Here is an 18,132-nt window from a genome sequence, read left to right as displayed (position 1 = left end):
TCGAACCCGCAGAACGAGGAAGAAGAAGCCCTGTTCGCGGTGATGAAGCGTTACATCGCCGAGAAGCCCGGCTTCTATTCGGCCATCCGCGACGCCATCGGCGGCGTGTCGGAAGAGACCACCACGGGCGTTCACCGCCTGTATCAGATGGCCGAGCGCGGCGAACTGCCCTTCCCCGCCATCAACGTCAACGACAGCGTCACCAAGTCCAAGTTCGACAACCTGTACGGCTGCCGGGAATCGCTGGTCGACGCGATCCGTCGCGGCACCGATGTCATGCTGTCAGGCAAGGTCGCCGTGGTGTGCGGCTACGGCGACGTGGGCAAGGGCTCGGCCGCCTCGCTGCGCCAGGGCGGCGCCCGCGTGAAGGTGACCGAGGTCGATCCGATCTGCGCCCTGCAGGCCGCGATGGAAGGCTATGAGGTCGTGACCCTGGAAGAGGCCGCCGGCGACGCGGACATCTTCGTCACCGCCACCGGCAACAAGGACGTCATCACCGTCGAACACATGCGGGCGATGAAGAACAACGCCATCGTCTGCAACATCGGTCACTTCGACTCGGAGATTCAGGTCGCTGGCCTGAAAAACTTCAAGTGGGACGAGATCAAGCCGCAGGTCCACCACGTTGAGTTCCCGGACGGCAAAAAGATCATCCTGCTGTCCGAAGGCCGTCTGGTGAACCTGGGCAACGCCACGGGCCACCCGTCCTTCGTGATGTCGGCGTCCTTCACCAACCAGACGCTGGCCCAGATCGAACTGTGGACCAACGCCAAGGCCTATCAGAACCAGGTCTATACCCTGCCCAAACACCTGGACGAAAAGGTCGCCTTCCTGCACCTGGCCAAGCTGGGCGCAAAGCTGACGACCCTGTCCAAGGAACAGGCCGACTACATTTCAGTCCCGACCGAAGGCCCGTTCAAGCCGGAACACTATCGCTACTAGGCGCGCACCACAGCCGCGGCATCGTCCGCGACCGCGCGCTCATGCAGCGACGCTCCGCGAGCCGAGCGTAGCGCCCAATAAAGAAAAGACCGGAGAGCTCGCCTCTCCGGCCTTTTTCTATGCCGCCGCGCCGTATTCCAGCGCCGGATCCTCGCGACCGCGCAGGCCGGTCTCGAAATCCATGAAGATGTCGATCAGCTCCTCGACGCTGACGTGCGCCGCGCCGGGGGCGAACCGGAACCGCCAGAAGCTGACCACATGCTGGATCGCGCCCAGCTGTTCGCCCAGCCTCGAGAACATGGTCGGCGCCTCCAGCAGGAAGTCGCGGAAGGCTGTCGGCTGGCCGTCCACCGTCATCGCCGCATAGGCTCGGTCATAGATGGCCAGGGTGGCGTGGGCGTCCTCGCAGGTCTTCAGAATCCGGCGACGCAACACCTCGCGACCCCGGTCCAGATATTCGCGCGACTGGTCGTCCAGAGGCCCGACCGGTCGCGCGGTCCAGACCGCGTCGGCCACAGCCACCACCTCGGCCATCAGGCTCTTCAGCGCCCATTTGTAATAGAGGAAACCCTTCCAGCAGAAGACGCCCTCCTCGTACTGCTCCGGGTCCAGACGCAGGGTCTGGCGCAGCGCCTCCATGCGCGCGCCCGACCGGTTCGACAGGATGGTCGCGGCCATCTTCCGGGCCGAGCCGACCGCCACCACGTCCGGCCCCAGGCTCAGCGTCACCAGCGGTTCAATCTCGGCCTCGACGAAGGCCGTCATCCGGTCCAGATCGGCCTCGCTAAGCGCGAAATAGCAGGGTGCCGGATCGACCCCCGCGCGGCGCAGTTGCTCGCGCAGCAGGAACGGGTCCAGCGACGGCAGTTCGTCCATCAACCGCAGCACCCGCACATCGGGATGGTCGGCGTCGACGCCGAACGTTTCCTGCAGCGCCGCCTCGAAACCGCGCTGGTTGACGAAGACATAGCGGCCGCCGCTCTTCAGATCCTCGCTGTCGATCGGGATGACCACCTTGGTCGCCACCTGCCGGCGACTGGCGAAGGCGTCGATCTCGTTCCTGCGCAGGCGATGCTTGATGATCAGCGACGCGTTCAGCGCCGGGGTCTGGAACATCGGCCGCGCCGCCCAGTCGCCCGTCCGGTCGTGCTCGTCCGCCACCTTGAGCAGGTTCAGCACCCGCGCGGTCGAGGCCGAGCGTTTCAGATGGGCCAGATTGCGGATCGCGCGGTCAGTCATGTGGGTCCCCGTCTGACGAACCCTGTCATGCAAAGATGACCAACGGCTTAGCCGCGCCTTGGGCGCCTACGAAAACGGGCCGCCCCGGGGAAGGAGGCGGCCCGCAGGTCCGGTCAGGATCGGGGAGGTGCGATCAGAACCGGGCGTTCAGGCTGAGCCAGACACTGCGGCCCTTGTCCTTGTTGTTGTAGTGATCGAAGAACAGCGCCTCGTTGGTGTCCAGATAGTCGCCGTCATTGTTCAGGTCGCGGAACTCGGCGTCATAGGTGGTGAAGTCGCGATCCAGCAGGTTGTTGACCCGCGCATTGACCGTCAGCCAGCTGTTCACCTCATACGCGCCGCCCAGGTTCAGCACGGCGTAGTCCTTGTAGTAGATCGCCTCGCTGGTGACGGCGTGCTTGCCGGCATAGCGCTTTGCCCGCGCCTCGCCCGTCAGCAGCAGGTTCAGCCGGTCGGTCGCCTGCCAGCTGACCGAGGCGTTGGCCATGTGACGGGCGCTTTCGCCCAGGGGCAGGCCCTTGTCGACGCCGCTCTTCTGCTCGCTGTCGGTGAAGGTGTAGTTGCCGCGCACGCTGACCGTTTCCAGCGCCTTCCAGCGACCGGCCACCTCGACGCCGCGGATGTCCACCTCGTCGATGTTCGTCGCGCGGGTGCTGGTGGTGTAGCCCAGATCGCCATAGTCGCCGGTGCTGGCGCAGGCCAGCGTCAGGGCGCCGCCGCACGGCTGGTTCGAGATCTTGTCCTCGAACGTATTGTTGAAGGCCGTGACGTTGAGGCTGTGGCCCGACGGATGCTCCCAGTAAACCGCCAGTTCGGTGCTGACGCTGGTTTCCGGTTTCAGGTCCGGATTGCCGAACATGGGCGAGGTGCCCTGCCCACCGAAACCGGTGATGCCGTCATACAGCTGGGTGGTCTTGGGCGTCTTGAAACCGGTGCTGACACCGCCCTTGACCGTCCACTGGTCATTCAGGGTGTAGACGCCGTACAGGCGCGGGCTGAAATGGCTGCCGAAAACCTCGTGATCGTCATACCGGACACCCGCCGTGACGGCGAGCGACGGGACCGCCCGCCAGGTGTCCTCGACGAACAGGGAGTACATGTTGTGCTCCTGCTTCAGGCCGGTCTGGCCGTCCTGCAGGCCAAAGACACCGTCGGTCAGCTCGCCGCGAATGACCTGGCCGCCGATGACGACGACATGCTCGCCCGCCAGCTGGAACGGCATGTCCATCTGGGCGTCCAGCGTATATTGCGCGCTCTCCAGCGTCCGCTTCGGACGCGGCAGGTCGGCCAGCAGGGCGTCATACTGGGCCGTGGTCAGGTTGGCCTGCATGACCTGAAGCTTGGCGGCCTCTGACAGGTTGTTCCACGCATTGACGTTGGCGTAGCCGGTGCCGTTGATCGGGCAGTAGCCGGTGCCCCCGTTGACCGTTCCGCCCAGGTTGGCGCAGGCGGCGTTCCACAGCAGTTGCAGGTCCTGACGCTCGGCCACCGAGAACGGCAGCGTGCGGCCGTCGTTGTTGGTCGCGACGTGGGACAGGCTCACCCGGCTATTGCCGAACGACCATTGGCCCTGATGGGTCAGCGCCCAGCTGTCGCGGGTGAACTCCTGCGTCGGGGCATAGCCGGCGCGCGGCTCGATGCGGCCGTTGGCTCCGATCCGCAGCATGGCGCCGTAGTTGTCGACTGTGCCGACCGGATACTCCTCGGCCCCGCTGTCGTTCAGACGGATCGCGTTGTCATACTCCTGATGCGAGGTGTCGTAGTCCAGCGTCAGGGTCTGGTTGTCGGTCGGCGTGAAGGTCAGGCTCAGGCCGCCGGCCAGGTTCTCGTTGTTCACCGTCTTGCCGCCGCCGCCGAAGCCCAGCGACCGGTCCAGCTCGACGCCGTTCGGATCGCGAATGCTCTCATAGACCGGGTTGGAGGCGTCGCGCGTGTACCAGCTGCCGCGCACGCTCAGGTTCAGCAGGCCGGAGATGATCGGCCCGTTGGCGTAGACGTCGACGGTCTGGTCGTCGCCATACTCGTCGCTGGTTTCAAAGGTGCGGGCCGTGGTGACCGAGCCGCTCCAGCGATCCAGCGTGCGTTTGGTGATGATGTTGATCACCCCGCCCATGGCGTCGGCGCCGTACAGGGTCGAGGCGGGGCCGCGAATGACCTCGATCCGCTCGATCGAATCCAGCGGCGGGATGTGGTTGAACTGGTTGCCGCCGAAGCTGTTCGGATAGATGTCGCCGTGGTTGTTCTGGCGGCGGCCGTCGATCAGGATCAGGGTATAGTCCGACCCCATGCCGCGCATGGAGATGGTGCCCTGGCCCGTCTTGTCGCGGGTCTCGCCGATATCGACGCCCTCCAGATCACGCACCGCGTCCAGCAACGTCATGTACGGGCGCGTCTGCAGTTCCTCGACGGTGATAACGCTGATGCTTGCGGGGGCGTCGACGATCTTCTGCTCAAAGCCGGCGGCCGTGACGACCACGTCGTCCACACGCGTCGCCTGCTGCGTATCCGTCAACGCCGGGTCATTGAAGGCCAGGCCACTGAGGGCCAGGGCGGGCGTGCACAGCGCCGTGGCGATGGCGGCGGTCGTCAGCATCAGGCGTCGGCGAGAATGGGTCGTCATGGTGTGGAATAGCCCCGGGGAGTTGCGAGCGCTTCTCAACATCAATTATGGCAGCGCTACAATGGGGTGTGCGAATAGGTCGCAATATCGACACACGCCCACCTTGCTGGCGCGTCGCCTCGCCTGGGCCTAGAAGTGCGGTATGGACCTGTTCGACATTCTCATCCTGCTCGCGGTCAGCGCGGTCGCGATCACCCTGGGCTTCGGCATCTATTCGCTGTACCGCGGCGGCGACTATGCGCGCTCGCACTCCAACAGGCTGATGCGTCTGCGCGTTGCGCTCCAGGCGGTGGCGGTCGTGCTGCTGGTCGCCGGCGTGTGGTGGAAATCGACCCACGGGGGCTGAATGTCATGGTCACGCTGAACAAGATCTACACCCGCACGGGCGACGCCGGTCAGACGCGTCTGGCCTCGGGCGCCCCGGTGTCCAAAACCGACCGCCGGGTCGAGGCCTATGGCGCCGTGGACGAACTGAACGCCGTGATCGGCGTCGCCCGCCTGCACAGCGGCCAGAACGACCGTATCGACGCCATGTTGGGTCGCATTCAGAACGAACTGTTCGACCTGGGCGCCGACCTGGCTACGCCGATGGACCCGGCCCCGAAATGGGAGGCGCTGCGCATCATCGCGACCCAGGTCGAACGGCTGGAATCCGAGATCGACTGGATGAACGAAAGCCTGAAGCCGCTGGACAGCTTCATCCTGTCGGGCGGCTCGCCGCTGTCGGCCCATCTGCATCTGGCCCGCACCGTCTGCCGCCGGGCCGAGCGCGACGCCGTGCGGCTGGTCGAATCCGGCGAGGGCGTGAACCCTGACGCGGTCCGCTATCTGAACCGCCTGTCCGACCACCTGTTCGTCGCCGCCCGCCGCGCCAACGCCAACGGCGCCGGGGATGTCCTGTGGAGGCCCGGCGCGACGCGCTAGGCCTCTACCGCTCTCTCAGCCGCGCGCGTTCGGCCTCGACCGCAGCGTCGCGGGCGTGTTTCTCGGCGGTCAGGCGGCGCTCGATCTGCACCAGCTCGCGATTCTTCTCGGCCGAAGCCTCGGCCCGCCGGCCCTCGATCGGCCGGCCCGTGATCTCGGCGATGGAGATGGGCTGGGCGCAGGTGCGCGTCTCCAGATCATACCATTTACCTGCCGCCTCGCAGCGCTCGCCCGGGGCCAGCCAGACGTTCTGGAATATGACCAGCCCGCCCACGGCGACCGCAAAAACGGCCAGGAACATCAGGCCCAGTCGGCGAAAGGTCAGCAAACGATGCATCGTCGCGGGTCGTCCAAAATGGCCGGAAGCGGATCGGCTTGACCCGGCGTTACGTTGACAGGCCTGTCTAGGCGATCCATTGCATCGCAACATTCAGGCGATTTCACGGATAGACCCATGAAGGTTCTCGTCCCGGTCAAACGGGTTATCGACTCCAACGTCAAGGCTCGCGTGAAGGCGGACCAGAGCGGCGTTGATCTGGCCAACGTCAAGATGAGCATGAACCCCTTCGACGAGATCGCCGTCGAAGAGGCCGTTCGTCTGAAGGAAGGCAAGGAGCATCACGCGGCAGGCACGGCGACCGAGATTGTCGTCGTCTCAATCGGCGTGACGCAGGCCCAGGAAACCATCCGCACCGCCCTGGCCATGGGCGCGGATCGCGGCCTGCTGATCCAGTCCGATGCCGATCTGGAGCCGCTGGCCGTCGCCAAGCTGCTGAAGGCCGTGGTCGACGAGGAAAAGCCCGACCTGGTGCTGATGGGCAAACAGTCCATCGACGGCGACAACAACGCCGTCGGCCAGATGCTGGCCGCCCTGCTGGACTGGCCCCAGGCCACCTTCGCCGGCAAGCTGGTCATCGAAGGCGGCAAGGCTGTCGTCACCCGTGAAGTCGACGGCGGTCTGCAGACCCTGTCGGCGACCCTGCCGGCCGTGGTCACCACCGACCTGCGCCTGAACACGCCGCGCTACGCCAGCCTGCCCAACATCATGAAGGCCAAGAAGAAGGAGATCGCGGTCAAGGCGGTCGCCGACTATGGCGTGGACACGGCCGACCGGCTGAAGGTCCTGAAGGTGACGGAGCCGCCGAAGCGTTCGGCGGGCGTCAAGGTGGCCGACGCCGCCGAACTGGTTTCCAAGCTCAAGTCCGCGGGGGTCCTGTAAATGGCCGTTCTCGTCATCGCCGACCACGACGGTACGGCCGTTCGCGACACCACCCACAAGACCGTGACGGCGGCTCTGGCCCTGTCGGGCGACGTGGACGTTCTGGTCCTGGGCAAGGGCGCCGAGGGCGTGGCCGATATCGCCGCCAAAATCACGGGCGTGCGCAAGGTCCTGCTGGCCGAAGGCGACGCCGTCGCCCACGGTCTGGCCGAAGCGGTTGAAGCCACCGTCCTGCCGCTGGCCGGGAACTACGACGCCATCCTCTCGCCCGCCAACACCGACGGCAAGAATTTCGCCCCGCGCATCGCCGCCAGGCTGGACACGGCCCCGATCTCGGACATCGTCGAGGTCGTCTCGGCCGACACCTTCGTACGCCCCATCTATGCGGGCAACGCGCTGGAGACGGTCCAGTCGGCCGATGCGAAAAAGGTCATCACCGTGCGCCCGACCGCCTTCGCGGCGGCCGGCGAAGGCGGCTCGGCCCCGGTCGAAACCGTCGCCGCGGGCGAAGCGCCCAAGGTCGCCTTCGTCTCCGAAGAAATGGTCAAGTCGGACCGCCCCGAACTGGGCGCCGCCAAGATCATCGTCTCGGGCGGCCGCGCCCTGGGCTCGGCTGAAGAGTTCCATGCGGTGATGGAGCCGCTGGCCGACAAGCTGGGCGCCGCCATCGGCGCCTCGCGCGCCGCCGTCGACGCCGGTTACGCCCCCAACGACTATCAGGTCGGTCAGACCGGCAAGGTCGTCGCCCCGGCCCTCTACATCGCCATCGGCATTTCGGGCGCCATCCAGCATCTGGCCGGTATGAAGGACTCCAAGGTGATCGTCGCGATCAACAAGGACGCCGACGCCCCGATATTCCAGATCGCCGATTACGGCCTGGTCGCCGACTACAAGACCGCCGTGCCGGACCTGATGGCCGCGCTGGGCTAGGCCTGACGTTTTCCGTCTGAATGCAGGGCGCGGCGCCGAAAGGTCCGCGCCCCTTTCTTTTGTGCGCGCCATCCCGGCGCTTGACTCGTTTCGACGATTAGCTAATTGTCGCATCATGAGTCACGTCTTCAGGGCCCTTTCCGATCCGACCCGGCGCCGGGTTCTTCAGCTTCTTCGCGAGGGGCCGATGACAGCCGGCGAGATCAGCGACCAGTTCCAGGTTTCCAAGCCGACCATGTCGGCCCATTTCGCCGTGCTGAAGGAGGCCGACCTGGTGCACGCCGAGAGGGCGGGAAAGGCGGTCATCTATCACCTGAAGCTCTCGGTGCTCGAAGAGGCTCTGCTGAGCTTCGTTCACTCATTTGGCCTGGGATCGGAAACGTCCGATCCGAGGAAGGAGCCTGTAAAATGACCAAGGACCTGACCAACAGCCTGGCCTGGGGCGGCGGCATTGTCGTGCTGGCGCTGGGCGCGAGTCTGGCGAAGAACCTGGGCTATATCGATCAGGAGACGACGCTGCGCATCGTTCTGGGCGCCACCGGTCTGATGGTCGCTTCATTCGGCAATCGCATCCCCAAAACCCTCGCTAGGGGCCCGGGCGCCCGCAAGGCCCAGCGGGTCACCGCCTGGGCGATGGTGATCAGCGGGCTGATCTATGCGGGGGCTTTCGTGTTCGCGCCCATCTCGACCGCCGTGTTCGTCGGATGCGGCGCGGTGATCGCGGGTCTGGCCGTCTCGATCGGTTATTGCCTGTCCCTGCGGGATCGGACGACGGCGGCCTGATCCGGAGGGTTTCCGTGTCCAGACTTCCGGTCAGGCTGAAGCCCGGCGCCGCCATTGATCGCATCGACGGATGGGATGTGGATGCCGATGGGCGGCCGATCCTGAAGGTTCGCGTCCGCGCCCGGCCGGTCGAGGGCGAGGCGAATGCGGCGCTGGTCGCCTGTCTGGCCAGGGCGCTGGGCGTGCCGAAACGCGACGTGACCCTGGCGCGCGGCGGCCAGTCGCGGCTCAAGATGATCGAGGTCGCTGGCCTGGATGACGAAAATTTAAGGTCGCGGCTGTCCGGCGGCTGACGTTTCCGGCTTTACCCCCCGCGCGGGCGCCGCTTTGATGCCGCCGCCGTTTCGCCCGTCCGGGCGCCTTGGGGGTTACCGATGTCCATCGACCGCTTGCGGGGCGCCAGCCTCGCGGTTCTCGCCTGCGCCCTGATCGGCGTCTCCGCCTGCGCCACCACCGACACAGGCGGCGACAAGGCCGAGGCCAAGGCGCCGCGCGCCCTGCCCGCCGGTCTGGACGTCGCCGCCAATCCCGACCCCTACCCCTCGACCTATCGGCCGCTGCCGCAGGAGAACATCGCCATCGTCGGCGGCGTGGTCCTGACCGGCGCGGGCGTAAAGATCGACAACGGCGTGGTCATCGTCACCGACGGCAAGGTCGCCGCGGTCGGCGGCGCCGACACCCCGGTTCCTGCCGGTCACCGCGTCGTGGACGCGCGCGGTCGCTATGTGACGCCCGGCGTCATCGACATCCATAGCCATCTGGGCGTCTATCCCTCGCCCGGCGTCATGGGGATGAGCGACGGTAACGAGATCACCGGCCCGAACACCGCCCAGGTCTGGGCCGAACATTCGATCTGGCCCCAGGATCCCGGCTTCAACACCGCCCGCGCCGGCGGGGTGACCACGCTTCAGATCCTGCCCGGCTCGGCCAATCTGTTCGGCGGGCGTGGCGTCACCGTGCGCAACGTGCCGTCGGTCACCATGCAGGGGATGAAATTCCCGAACGCGCCCTATGGCCTGAAGATGGCCTGCGGCGAAAACCCCAGCCGCGTCTATGGCGGCCGCAACCAGTCCCCGGCCACGGGCATGGGCAATGTCGCCGGCTATCGCGCCGCCTTCATCGCCGCGCGCGAGTACAAGGACAAGTGGGACAAGTGGCGCGAGACGGGCGAGGGTTCGCCCCCCACCCGCAACCTGCAGAATGAAACCCTTGCGGGCGTGCTGGACGGCTCGATCCTGATCCAGAACCACTGCTATCGCGCCGATGAAATGGCCGTGATGCTGGATGTGGCCAAGGAGTTCGGCTACCGCATCACCACCTTCCACCACGCGGTCGAGGCCTACAAACTGGCCCCGCGTCTGGCCCGCGAAGGCGTCTGCGCTGCGATGTGGACCGGCTGGTGGGGCTTCAAGATGGAGGCCCTGGACGGGATCGAGGAAAACGCTGCCCTGGTCGATGCCGCTCAGGGGTCATGCGCCGTCATCCACTCCGACGACGACCAGCTGACCCAACGCCTCAATCAGGAAGCCGCCGCCGCCGTCTCGGCCGGTCGCCGCGCGGGCATGACCATCTCGGAAGAGCACGCGATCAGCTGGATCACGCTGAACGCCGCCAAATCCATCGGCATCGACAAGGAGACCGGCTCTCTGGAGGCCGGCAAACGCGCCGACGTGGTGATCTGGAGCGCCAATCCGTTCAGCGTCTACGCCCGCGCCGACCAGGTCTTCATCGACGGCGGCCTGGCCTTCGACCGCATGAACCCGGCGCGCCAGCCGGTGTCCGACTTCGAGCTGGGCCAGCCCGGCTATGGCCTGAGCGCCGCCAACGTCCGTGCAGGAGCCCGCTGATGCGCCTCAAGACCTTCCTCGCCGGCGCCGCCCTGGCCCTGGTTCTCGCCCCGGCTGCCGCTCTGGCCCAAACCGTCGCCATCACCGGGGGCAAGGTGCTGACCGGAACCTCCGTCATCGAGAACGGGACCGTCGTGATCCGCGACGGCCGTATCGCCTCGGTTGGAACCGGTCCCGCCCCGGCGGGCGCCCGCATCATCGACGCGACGGGCCAGGTCGTGGCTCCCGGCTTCGTCGCCGTGGACTCCGGCCTGGGCGGCTCGGAAGTCAGTTCGGTCGGCGGCTCGGACGACCTGCGCAACAGCGCCAACAGCCTGAGCGCGGCCTTCGACCTGTCCTATGGCTTGGACCCGTGGTCCTTTACCCTGCCGGTCGCCCGGCTGGGCGGCGTGACCCGCGCCGTGGTCACGCCCCAGCACCCCGGCTCGGGCGGCGGCCACAGCCATGACGATTCCGACTTCGCCGGCGTCGGCCATGCCGGCTTCCAGTCGCCCGGCCTGTTCGCGGGCCAGGCGGCGGTGATCCATCTGGCCCAGGGTCAGAACATCCTGATGAAGCCGCGCGTGGCCATGCTGGCTCCGTTCGGCGAGGCCGGGGCCGGCGTCGCCGGCGGCGCGCGCGGCGCGCAGTTCACCCAGTTCAAGGAAACCCTGGCCGAGGTCCGCCTCTATGCCCGCAACAAGGCCGCCTATGACCGCGCCGGCCTGCGCGACCTGTCGCTGTCACGCGCCGATCTCGAGGCGCTGATCCCGGTCGCCAACGGGCAGATGCCGCTGATCGTCACCGTGCGTCGCGCGGCCGACATCCAGCAGGTGCTGCGCCTGGCCCGCGAGGAAGGCGTCAAACTGATCCTGGACGGCGCCGAGGAAGGCTGGCTGGTCGCCGACCAGATCGCGGCGGCCCGCGTTCCTGTCCTGCTGAACCCGACCTCGAATCTGCCCGCAAACTTCGAAATGCGCGCCGCCCGGGCCGAAAACGCCGCCGCGCTTCAGGCGGCCGGGGTTCTGATCGCCATCAAGGGCAATGAGGGCTCGAACCACCGCGCCCGCGAGACCCGCTACAACGCCGGCAACGCCGTCTCGCACGGCCTGCCCTATGCGGCGGCGGTCGCGGCCATCACCGTCAACCCGGCCCGCATCTTCGGCTTCGACGGCCAGTTCGGCGAGCTGAAAACCGGCGCGGCGGGCGACGTCGTGGTCTGGTCCGGCGACCCGCTGGAGCCGCTCAGCCAACCCTCGGCCGTTTTCATCGACGGTCAGGAACAGCCTTTGACCAGCCGTCAGTTGCTGCTGCGAGATCGCTACAAGGACGGGGGCGAGGGCGCCCTGCCCCCCGCCTACAGCCGCTGATCCGATAAAGGGGGAGTTGGCGGCTCCCCCTTTTGCTTCGACGGCGCTATTCAGACTCATGCCTTCCACGCTCTACATCGACGCCGACGCCTGCCCGGTGAAGGAAGAGGTCTACCGCGTCGCGCGGCGCTATGGGCTGAAGGTGTTCGTGGTGTCGAACGCTTGGATCAATGTCCCGCGCGAAAGCCTGATCGAACAGATCGTCGTCGACGCCGGACCGGACGTGGCCGACGACTGGATCGCCGAGCGCGCCGTGACCGGCGACATCGTCATCACCGCCGACATCCCGCTGGCCGACCGCTGTCTGAAGGCCGGGGCGCAGGCGCTGAAATCGAACGGTCAGCCGTTCACGCCGGATTCCATCGGTTCGGCCCTGGCCGGGCGGATGGTGGGCGAACACCTGCGCTCGATGGGCGTCGCCACCTCGGGCCCGCCGCCGTTCTCGGCCGCCGACCGCTCGCGCTTCCTGCAGGCGCTGGACACCGCCATAGTCCGGGCGCGCAAGGCCGCGTCGTGAGCCGCATCCCCGAGGACGAGCTGGAGTTCCGCTTCTTCCGCGCGGGCGGCCCCGGCGGCCAGAACGTCAACAAGGTCTCGACCGCCGTACAGATGCGGTTCGACGCCAGGAACTCGCCCAGCCTGACCGAGCCGGTGCGGGCGCGGCTGATGAAGCTGGCGGGCAGTCGGCTGACGCTGGACGGGGTCATCCTGATCACCGCCGTCCGCTATCGGACGCAGGAACGCAATCGCGCCGACGCCATCGAACGGCTGGACGAGCTGGTGGCCAAGGCGATGATCGCCCCGACCTATCGCGTCCCGACCCGACCGACCCGCGCGTCAAAGGAACGTCGCCTGAAAGCCAAGACCACGCGGTCATCGGTCAAGAGCGGCCGGGGCAAGCCCAGCCTGGACTGACGCCCCTATTCCGCCGGGCGGAACAGCAGGGCGGCGACCTTGCCCGCGTCGTTGAAGCCGATCAGCCACTGGGTCGCCTGTTTGTCGAACGTCAGGCGGAACATGTCGGCGCCGTTCTGTTCACCCTCATAGGCGACGGTCTTCAGTGGGCCGAACTGCTGCACCAGCGGCGTCACCTGGGGCGCCATCTCGCGCATCTTGGCCGCCAGATCGGGGCTGAAGACCTCATAGTCCGGCTCGCCCGCCTGGATCGCGCCGACGATGGCGCGCAGCGTCGGCTCCGACCGGGAATCGGCGGTCGCGCTGGCCGTAGCGACGGGCGGCGCGGCGGACGGGCGCGGGGCCGGGCCGTCAAAGGCGTTGGGCAGGGTCGCGGCGGCGGTCGGCTTGTCCTGAGCGGCCTGGGCCGAGGCCAGCGCCGGCACGGCCAGAAGGGCGGACGCCGAAAGCGCGATCAGCAGGGTCTTCATACGGTCGTCTCCGGTGGGTTCAGCCCACGATGTGCGGCCAAAGCGACATTAGAAGGGCGGCGGCCGAGGCCGCGCCGCTCAGGGTCAGACCGACAACGGCCCAAGTCGGCAGACGGTTCTGCGTCACCACCACGGTCTGGTTTTCCGGCGGGTTCTGGATCAGGCGGGACAGGGCCTTCAGCGTCGCCACCACTTCCTCGACCGTCTCCTTCGCCTGGACGGCGGGGCCCAGTTCGCGGCGGATCCAGCGCTCGACCACCGGCTTGGCCGCCTCCCACAGGTCGTGGTCGGGGTTCAGGCGGCGCGCCACGCCCTCGACCGAGACCATGGTCTTTTGCAGCAGCACCAGTTCGGGCCGCATGTGCATGTCGAACAGGGCAGTGATCTCGAACAGCTGGCCCAGCAGACGCCCCATGGACACCTGGCTGGCCTGACGCCCGATGACCGGTTCGCCTACCGCGCGCAGGGCCTGGGCGAAGGTGTCGACCGAATGGTGCGGCGGCACATAGCCCGCCTCGAAATGCACCCGGGCGATGCGGTCATAGTCGCGGCTGATGAAGCCCCACAGGATTTCAGCCAGATAGCGCCGCTCGGCCGGGCCCAGACGGCCGACGATGCCGAAATCCACCGCCGTCAGTTCAGCCGGGGCGCGGGCGAACAGATTGCCCTCGTGCAGGTCGGCGTGAAACACGCCATGGTCCAGCGCCTGCACCAGAAACGCCCGCACGACCTTGTCGGCCAGGGCGTCCTTGTCCAGCCCCGGCTGTTCGACCAGCGCCGGATCGGTCATCGGCAGGCCGGGCGCCCATTCCAGCGTCAGCACCCGCTTGCCCACCCCGTCCCAGACGACGCCGGGCGCGGACATATAGCCGTCCTTGGCCATGACCTCGGCCAATTCAGACGCCGCCGCCGCCTCCAGCCGCATGTCCAGTTCCAGCTGCAGCGAACGGGCGATGATCTCGACAAAGGCCTGCGGCTCCAACCGCCGGGCCGGTTCGACGAATTTCTCGACCAGTTTGGCGCCCAGACGCATGGAATCCAGCCCGCGCGACACCCGCCGCTCGACCCCGGGGCGCAGCACCTTGACCGCCACCTTGCGGCCGTCGGCCAGCCATGCCGGATGCGCCTGCGCCAGCGAGGCGGCGGCGACCGGTTCGCCCAGATCGATGAACAGGCTCTCGGCCGGGCGGCCCAGCGACCGTTCGATCTCGACCCTGGCCTCGGCCAGCGAGAACGCGGGCAGGCGATCCTTCAGCCGGCCCAGATCCTGGGCGAACTGCAGGCCGAAAATGTCGGCGCGGGTGGCCAGCACCTGACCCAGCTTGATCGCCACCGGACCCAGATGCTCGAACGCCGCGCCGACCCTTTGGCCCGGCCGCCCGGCCTTCAGTTTCCGGCTGGCGAACATCTGGACGAAGCCCGCGAACGGCCGCGTCCACACCGGCAGCAGCGGCGTCACCTCGCGCGGGATCAGGGCGTCGTGCCGCGCCAGAACCCAGCCCCAGCCGATCAGACGCAGGGCCGCGCCCAGCGGATCGCGCACCGGCTCGGGCGTCGGCGCCGGGGGCGGCGTGTGGACGGTCAGCCGGCTCAGATCGCCCACCCGTGGTGGATCGCGGCCACACCGCCGGTCAGGTTGGTGACGGTGACGCGGCTGAAGCCGGCGTCCTCGATCATTCGCTTGAAGGTCTGCTGGTCGGGGAAGCGGCGGATGCTCTCGACCAGATACTGATAGCTGTCGCGGTCCTTGGCGACCCACTGGCCGATGCGCGGAATGGCGTGGAAGGACCAGGCGTCATAGGCCTTGCGCATCACCCCGGTCGTCGGGCGCGAAAACTCCAGGCAGATGAACCGTCCGCCCGGCTTCAGCACCCGCCGCGCCTCGCGCAGGGCCTGGGGCACGTCGGCCACGTTGCGGATGCCGAAGCTGATCGAATAGGCGTCGACCGAGGCGTCCGGCAGCGGCAGGGCCATGGCGTCGCCCACCGTCCACTGCATCTCCGGCTCGCCGCCCTTGGCGACGCCGTTCAGGATCATCTCGGCGTTATAATCCAGCACGATGACCGAGGCGTCCTCGCCCCCGCGCCGTTCCTGCGCCGCGCGGGCCATCTTCGAATAGCGCCGCGCCATGTCGCCGGTGCCGCCCGCGACGTCCAGGATGGTCTCGCCCGGCCGGGCGTTCAGCTTGGACGCCGCCGCGTCCTTCCACACCCGGTGCACGCCCGCGCTCATCAGGTCGTTCATCAGGTCGTAGTTCGACGCCACACTGTCGAACACGCCGCGCACCATGCGCACCTTCTCCTTCGCCTCCACATCGCGGAAGCCGAAGGACGAGGTCTTTTCGGAAGGGGCGTCGGGGGAGGCGTCGGTCATGCCAGCGGTTTAGCCCGTCCTGAAAGCGGCGTCACGCCGATGCTGAAGCTGACGTCGGGGCACGCTTGTCGCACCCCGCCGCGCGCGATAGGCCTGTCGCAACAAAGGGGAGACGTTCATGGCCATCACCGCCCTAGACCCGGATCAGGTCCTGGCCCAGCTGCCGCTGTGGCGTCGCCACGACGGCGAGCGCATCGCCATCGAACGGTCGCTGAAATTCGCCGATTTCAACGCCGCCTTCGGCTTCATGACCCGCGTCGCCCTGCTGGCCGAGAAGGCCGACCATCATCCGGAATGGTCGAACGTCTACAACCGGGTCGAGGTTCTGCTGACCACCCACGACGCCGACGGGGTGACCGAGCGCGACCTGGCCATGGCCCGCTTCATCGATGAGGCGGCGGCCGCCTTCGGGACGGAGCAATGACCGGGCGCGTCGCGGGCAAGGCCGCCCTGATCACCGGCGCGGCCGGGGGCCTGGGCCAGGCCATGGCCCGCATGCTGGTCCGCGAAGGGGCCAAGGTCGCCGTCACCGACATCGACCACGCGGGCGCCCAGGCGCTGGCCGACGCCATCAACGCCGACCATCCCGGCATGGCCTTCGCCTATGCCCACGACGTGACGGACGAGGCCGACTGGATCCGCGTCGTCGCGGCGGCCGCCGCCGACATGGGCGGCCTGTCGATCCTGGTGAACAACGCCGGCATCGGCGGCATGCTGGTCTTCGCCGAGCAGGACACGCTGGAGAACTGGCGCAAGGTTCAGGCGATCAACCAGGAATCAGTCATGCTGGGCTGCAAGCACGCCATGCCGCATCTACGCACCTCGGGCGCCGGGTCGATCATCAACATCTCGTCGATCGCAGGGCTGGCCGCCGCGCCGGGCATGGGCGCCTATAACGCCACCAAGGCGGCGGTCTGGCTCTATACCAAGACGGTGGCGCTGGAATGCGCCAAGGCCGGCTGGAACGTGCGCGCCAATTCGGTGCACCCGGTCTTCATCAAGACGCCGATCCTGGATCCCTATGTCGCCATGGCCGGCGGGAATGAGACCACCGCCCACGAAAAGCTGGCCCGCGGTATCCCGCTGAAGCGGATCGGCGAACCGGACGATGTGGCCTGGTGCGTCCTCTATCTGGCCTCGGACGAGAGCAAATTCGTCACCGGCGCCGAGTTCAAAATCGACGGGGGCATGACGGCGCAATAGCGCCGGTCACAGCGCCTCGCCGCGCAGAAGTTTCGGCAGATCGCCCGTCGCGCCGCCCGCCTCGTGCATGAAGGCGCGGCGCAGCGGTCCGATCCGATTGACCACCGCCATGCCCACGTCCCGCGCCAGCCGCACCGGCGGCAAATCGTTGGAGAACAGGCGCACGAACCCGTCGAACCCGGCGGCCAGCGCCGCATTGTCGAACCGGCGCCAGCGGGCGTACCGCTCCAGCACCAACTCCGATCCGATATCCTCGCCCAGCCGCACCGCATCGGTCAGCACCTCGGCCAGGGCGGCGGCGTCCTTCAGCCCCATGTTCAGCCCCTGACCGGCGACCGGATGCACGCCATGGGCGGCGTCGCCCAGGATGGCGATGCGCGGCGCGGTCAGCTTCTCGGCCATCTGCAGCGACAGCGGATAGACAAAGCGCGGCCCGACCACCTCGACCCCGTCCAGAAACTCGCCGAACCGGCGCATCAGATGGGCATGGAAGGCGTCATCGGATGCGGCCTTCAACGCCTCGGCCCGACGGGTGCTCTCGGTCCAGACCAGGCTGGCGCGCTGCTCCGTCAGCGGCAGGATGGCGAACGGGCCGTCGGGCAGGAAATATTCGTGGGCGACGCCGCCGTGGTCGCGGCCCAGTTTCACCGTCGCCACCACGCCGCTCTGGCCATAGTCCCAGCCGACCGTCTCGATCCCGGCGGCGCGGCGCACGGTCGAACCGCGGCCCTCGGCCCCGATCACCAATGGCGCGGCGATCGCCCCCCCGTCCTTCAGCGTCACCACGGCCCGGCCCGGCCCGACGTCGACCGTGGCCACGGCGGCGGGCGCCCGCACCTCAATCCCGGCCCGCGTCACCGCCTCGGCCAGAGCTACACGGATACGGCGGTTCTCGACCATGTATCCCAGCGGCTCGCCGCCGTTGCGGTCGCCGATCTCGTCGGCGTCGAAGCGGATGAAGGCCGGCGACGGCGGCTTGCTGGCCGCGCCCGGCCGCTTGCCGTCGGTCACCAGGATGCGGTCCATCCGGCAGGCGTGGGGCCGCAGGCTTTCGCCCAGGCCCAGCGCGTCCAGCATGCGGAACGTCGAATAGGCGATCGCCGTCGACCGCCCGTCGAACGTCGGCGCCAGCTGCGCGTCGAACGGCTGCGGATCGACCAGCACGGACTTCAGCCCGCCCTGCGCCGCCGCCAGCGCGAACGTCGCGCCCGCCAGTCCCGCGCCGGCGATGATCAGGTCGTATTCGGTCTCGGCCATGGCTCCTGTGTCGCGCCGCCGAGGCCGCGCGTCCAGAGGCGAAGTCAGAGGCGCAAGGTCG

21 protein-coding genes are annotated in these 18,132 nt (G+C 67.8%); 14 read left to right on the top strand and 7 right to left on the bottom strand.

The genetic code is table 11. From position 1 onward, the window contains the following. The coding region (locus EON91_RS06235) for an adenosylhomocysteinase (RefSeq protein ID WP_292092550.1) at positions 1-942 on the top strand (942 nt) is incomplete at its 5' end. Positions 943-1,059: 117 nt separating this feature from the next. Here the strand turns inward: EON91_RS06235 and EON91_RS06230 are convergent. Then, entirely contained in the window at positions 1,060-2,181 is a 1,122-nt protein-coding gene (locus EON91_RS06230; protein ID WP_292092548.1) for a hypothetical protein, read from the bottom strand. 133 nt (positions 2,182-2,314) lie between these two features. Then, positions 2,315-4,801, bottom strand: a complete 2,487-nt coding sequence (locus EON91_RS06225; RefSeq protein WP_292092546.1) for a TonB-dependent receptor — start codon at positions 4,799-4,801, stop codon at positions 2,315-2,317. A 142-nt stretch (positions 4,802-4,943) separates the two neighbouring features. On the opposite strand from EON91_RS06225, the gene EON91_RS06220 reads away from it, so the two are divergent. Beyond that, a complete protein-coding gene (locus EON91_RS06220) occupies positions 4,944-5,147 on the top strand; it encodes a twin transmembrane helix small protein (RefSeq protein ID WP_292092545.1) in 204 nt (67 codons plus the stop codon). Between the two features lie 5 nt (positions 5,148-5,152). Beyond that, positions 5,153-5,725, top strand: a complete 573-nt coding sequence (locus tag EON91_RS06215; protein WP_292092543.1) for a cob(I)yrinic acid a,c-diamide adenosyltransferase — start codon at positions 5,153-5,155, stop codon at positions 5,723-5,725. A gap of 4 nt (positions 5,726-5,729) precedes the next feature. Here EON91_RS06215 and EON91_RS06210 read toward each other — a convergent pair whose 3' ends face one another. Continuing rightward, the gene (locus EON91_RS06210; protein WP_292092541.1) at positions 5,730-6,062 is read right to left on the bottom strand and encodes a hypothetical protein; all 333 of its coding nucleotides are present in this window, start codon (positions 6,060-6,062) and stop codon (positions 5,730-5,732) included. Between the two features lie 117 nt (positions 6,063-6,179). Here EON91_RS06210 and EON91_RS06205 point away from each other — a divergent pair, with 117 nt between their 5' ends. The 9 genes from EON91_RS06205 to arfB all read left to right on the top strand — a co-directional run bounded on the left by EON91_RS06205 (position 6,180) and on the right by arfB (position 12,768). Then, positions 6,180-6,944, top strand: a complete 765-nt coding sequence (locus EON91_RS06205) for an electron transfer flavoprotein subunit beta/FixA family protein (protein WP_292092540.1) — start codon at positions 6,180-6,182, stop codon at positions 6,942-6,944. Next, positions 6,945-7,874: an FAD-binding protein gene (locus EON91_RS06200; protein ID WP_292092538.1), complete on the top strand. Its 930-nt coding sequence runs from the start codon at positions 6,945-6,947 to the stop codon at positions 7,872-7,874. 115 nt (positions 7,875-7,989) lie between these two features. Then, positions 7,990-8,286, top strand: coding sequence for an autorepressor SdpR family transcription factor (locus EON91_RS06195; protein WP_292092537.1), 297 nt, complete (start codon positions 7,990-7,992; stop codon positions 8,284-8,286). After that, entirely contained in the window at positions 8,283-8,657 is a 375-nt protein-coding gene (locus EON91_RS06190; RefSeq protein ID WP_292092535.1) for an ammonium transporter, read from the top strand. Before EON91_RS06195 ends, EON91_RS06190 begins: the two co-directional genes overlap by 4 nt. A 14-nt stretch (positions 8,658-8,671) precedes the next feature. Further along, a complete protein-coding gene (locus EON91_RS06185) occupies positions 8,672-8,950 on the top strand; it encodes a DUF167 domain-containing protein (protein WP_292092532.1) in 279 nt (92 codons plus the stop codon). 81 nt (positions 8,951-9,031) lie between these two features. After that, on the top strand, positions 9,032-10,504 hold the full coding sequence (locus EON91_RS06180) for an amidohydrolase (protein ID WP_292092531.1): 1,473 nt from the start codon (positions 9,032-9,034) through the stop codon (positions 10,502-10,504). Beyond that, positions 10,504-11,853, top strand: coding sequence for an amidohydrolase family protein (locus EON91_RS06175; RefSeq protein ID WP_292092529.1), 1,350 nt, complete (start codon positions 10,504-10,506; stop codon positions 11,851-11,853). Before EON91_RS06180 ends, EON91_RS06175 begins: the two co-directional genes overlap by 1 nt. A 58-nt stretch (positions 11,854-11,911) precedes the next feature. Continuing rightward, positions 11,912-12,370 carry a YaiI/YqxD family protein gene (locus tag EON91_RS06170; protein WP_292092527.1) on the top strand — a complete coding sequence of 153 codons (459 nt, stop codon included), beginning with the start codon at positions 11,912-11,914 and terminating at the stop codon, positions 12,368-12,370. Continuing rightward, the gene (arfB, locus tag EON91_RS06165; RefSeq protein ID WP_292092526.1) at positions 12,367-12,768 is read left to right on the top strand and encodes an alternative ribosome rescue aminoacyl-tRNA hydrolase ArfB; all 402 of its coding nucleotides are present in this window, start codon (positions 12,367-12,369) and stop codon (positions 12,766-12,768) included. Before EON91_RS06170 ends, arfB begins: the two co-directional genes overlap by 4 nt. 5 nt (positions 12,769-12,773) lie before the next feature. Here arfB and EON91_RS06160 read toward each other — a convergent pair whose 3' ends face one another. The 3 genes from EON91_RS06160 to ubiE are packed head-to-tail and all read right to left on the bottom strand — an operon-like array spanning position 12,774 to position 15,611. Continuing rightward, positions 12,774-13,238, bottom strand: coding sequence for a hypothetical protein (locus EON91_RS06160; protein ID WP_292092523.1), 465 nt, complete (start codon positions 13,236-13,238; stop codon positions 12,774-12,776). Between the two features lie 19 nt (positions 13,239-13,257). Then, a complete protein-coding gene (gene ubiB, locus EON91_RS06155) occupies positions 13,258-14,841 on the bottom strand; it encodes a 2-polyprenylphenol 6-hydroxylase (RefSeq protein ID WP_292092521.1) in 1,584 nt (527 codons plus the stop codon). Then, the gene (gene ubiE, locus EON91_RS06150; RefSeq protein WP_292092518.1) at positions 14,829-15,611 is read right to left on the bottom strand and encodes a bifunctional demethylmenaquinone methyltransferase/2-methoxy-6-polyprenyl-1,4-benzoquinol methylase UbiE; all 783 of its coding nucleotides are present in this window, start codon (positions 15,609-15,611) and stop codon (positions 14,829-14,831) included. The genes ubiB and ubiE overlap by 13 nt, the downstream gene beginning before the upstream one ends. Before the next feature lie 118 nt (positions 15,612-15,729). Here ubiE and EON91_RS06145 point away from each other — a divergent pair, with 118 nt between their 5' ends. Both EON91_RS06145 and EON91_RS06140 read left to right on the top strand, forming a co-directional pair. Further along, on the top strand, positions 15,730-16,035 hold the full coding sequence (locus tag EON91_RS06145) for a 4a-hydroxytetrahydrobiopterin dehydratase (protein WP_292092515.1): 306 nt from the start codon (positions 15,730-15,732) through the stop codon (positions 16,033-16,035). Continuing rightward, positions 16,032-16,814 carry an SDR family oxidoreductase gene (locus EON91_RS06140; RefSeq protein ID WP_292092513.1) on the top strand — a complete coding sequence of 261 codons (783 nt, stop codon included), beginning with the start codon at positions 16,032-16,034 and terminating at the stop codon, positions 16,812-16,814. Before EON91_RS06145 ends, EON91_RS06140 begins: the two co-directional genes overlap by 4 nt. Before the next feature lie 6 nt (positions 16,815-16,820). Here EON91_RS06140 and EON91_RS06135 read toward each other — a convergent pair whose 3' ends face one another. Next, positions 16,821-18,071 carry a UbiH/UbiF/VisC/COQ6 family ubiquinone biosynthesis hydroxylase gene (locus tag EON91_RS06135; protein ID WP_292092511.1) on the bottom strand — a complete coding sequence of 417 codons (1,251 nt, stop codon included), beginning with the start codon at positions 18,069-18,071 and terminating at the stop codon, positions 16,821-16,823. Positions 18,072-18,132 lie beyond the last annotated feature (61 nt).

Source organism: Brevundimonas sp., from assembly GCF_004210735.1.
GTDB lineage: Bacteria > Pseudomonadota > Alphaproteobacteria > Caulobacterales > Caulobacteraceae > Brevundimonas.
Note: the sequence above shows the minus strand (reverse complement) of the source record. Positions and strands in the feature narration are given on the sequence as shown.